The organism is Sphaerospermopsis sp. LEGE 00249 (assembly GCF_014299995.1).
GTDB lineage: Bacteria > Cyanobacteriota > Cyanobacteriia > Cyanobacteriales > Nostocaceae > Sphaerospermopsis > Sphaerospermopsis kisseleviana.
The window spans coordinates 1-2,377 of record NZ_JACJUZ010000155.1 but is presented as its reverse complement, the minus strand read 5'-3'; the positions used below and the strand labels follow the sequence as shown (position 1 = coordinate 2,377).

Here is a 2,377-nt window from a genome sequence, read left to right as displayed (position 1 = left end):
CGGCTCTTGACTATTTTTGATAAAATCCTCTAATAATTGTATCCACATTTGTAGCCCACACCCCAGTTCTCAAATTTACTTTTTTCTTATTTCCGTATTTTCTCACAAACTGCTCAGGATTGCTATATTACTCCTTTAACATCTCTAACAACTGTGCCTCATTTAACTGTTTAATTCCTAAAGATTGCGCTTTTTCTAATTTAGATCCTGCATCAGCACCAACAACTAAAAAATCAGTTTTTTTACTCACAGAGTCAGTGACTTTCCCACCAGCTTTTTGAATTAATGCTTTTGCTTCATCCCGTTTTAAATTAGGTAAAGTACCCGTTACCACAAAGGTTTTACCTGCAATATTGGGATTAATTTCATTTGTTGTTTTCGGTGTTTCGATGTTAGCTAATTGTAACCCAATGGCTTGAAGACGAGAAATTAAAGTTTGATTTGCACTGATGCGAAACCACTGAGAAACTGATTGGGCAATTTCTGCACCGATACCATAAACACCTTCTATATCAGATTGTTTTGCAGCGGCTAATTTTTCCACGGTGGTAAATTTTTCGGTTAATAATTGGGCGTTGACGCTACCTACATGACGAATGCCTAAACCATATAATACCCTAGACCAAGGTTGATTTTTGGATTGAGCGATCGCACTGATTAATTTTTGCGCTGACTTTTTACCCATCCTTTCTAATGCACATAACTTGTCTTCTGTCAAGTCGTATAAATCGCCAACAGAATGGACTAAACTTTTATCTACCAGTTGATGCACCAGTTTTTCACCCATTCCTTTAATATCTAAAGCATCCCGACTTACCCAATGTTCAATCTCTCCTTTGAGAATGGCAGGACAGGAAGCATTTACACATCTAGTAACAGCTTCTCCTGATTCTCGCACCACCGGTTGACCACATACAGGACAATGGGTAGGCATGATAAAAGGTTCGGTATTTGCAGGGCGTAGTTCTTTAATTACCCGTACTACTTCCGGGATAATTTCCCCAGCTTTGCGAACAATGACAGTATCACCAATGCGGATATCTAATTGCTGAATGCGATCGCTATTATGTAATGTAGCACGAGAAACAGTAGTACCTGCTAATTGTACTGGGCGCATTTCCGCCAAAGGTGTTAATGCTCCGGTTCTGCCGACATTGACAGTAATATTTTCTACACGAGTAGGCGCTTCCTCGGCTGCATATTTGAGAGCGATCGCCCAACGGGGAAACTTCTGTGTAAACCCTAGTTGTTCTTGCAGTTTAAAAGCATTCAATTTTACCACCACCCCATCTGTCATATAGGGTGAATTTAGCCTTTCAGTATCCCAATGTTGGTAATATTCCGCAACTTCACTGAGAGAATGACAGAGTTTATGATTAGTATCAACGCGAAAACCTAGCTTTTGTAACAATTCCAAAGCTTCCCATTGGGTATTAGCAATACTGGCATCATCCAAACCGGGAATATGCAGAGTATAAGCAAAGAAATCTAATTGACGTTGGGCAACAATACGCGGATCTAACTGTCTTAGCGTACCAGCTACAGCATTGCGCGGATTAGCAAATAACTGTTCACCTGCTTTTTGTCGTTTCTCATTAATTTGTTTAAACACTTCCAAAGGTAAAAATACCTCTCCCCGTACTTCCACCTTTTCAATTTCTGCCAAACCGTCAAAATTCAAACGTAAGGGAATAGAGCGAATAGTCCGCACATTTTGGGTAATATCTTCACCCATCATCCCATCACCCCTAGTTGCACCTCTTACCAGAATACCATTTTGGTAAGTCAACGCCAAAGCCGCACCATCAATTTTCAGTTCCGCTACATAGTCCGCTTCCCCCAGAGAATACTGAGGCGGTAGGTGTCGCCGCCAACGTTGATCCCAATTTTGCAACTCTTCAACATTAAAAGCATTTTCCAAACTATATAGAGGTATATTATGCCGTACTGATGTAAAATGAGTTGCTGGTCGTTCACCCACACGCTGAGTAGGACTATCAGGAGTAATTAATTCTGGATATTTCGTTTCTAATTCCTGTAATTCTCGATACAGTCGGTCATAAACCGTATCTTCCATTATTGGTGCATCGAGGACATAGTAAGCATAGCTGGCTTGTTGTAATAAACGTCGCAATTCTTCTACACGTTTAGCTTCAGGGTGGGTTTGGATCATAAAACTCATAGCAAAATATCTAGTAAATAATTAATAATTATCCGATACAAAAAAGCTAACTAATGCTAACAAAAGTTGGCTTTTTCTTCCTGTTTCACCCTAGCAGTGTCGGCACTATCTAGTCCACAGTTCGACTTCGCTCACTGACCACAGGCTAACACGATCAATCTGACCGCTTCTTGTTTTAAATTAATCGCAGCGTTT

Annotated in this window: 1 protein-coding gene; it reads right to left on the bottom strand. The window is 40.2% G+C overall.

Annotated features, from left to right (window positions below):
- Positions 1 to 127: 127 nt before the first annotated feature.
- Positions 128 to 2,173 carry an NAD-dependent DNA ligase LigA gene (gene ligA, locus H5968_RS24815; RefSeq protein ID WP_187042063.1) on the bottom strand — a complete coding sequence of 682 codons (2,046 nt, stop codon included), beginning with the start codon at positions 2,171 to 2,173 and terminating at the stop codon, positions 128 to 130.
- Between the last annotated feature and the right edge of the window lie 204 nt (positions 2,174 to 2,377).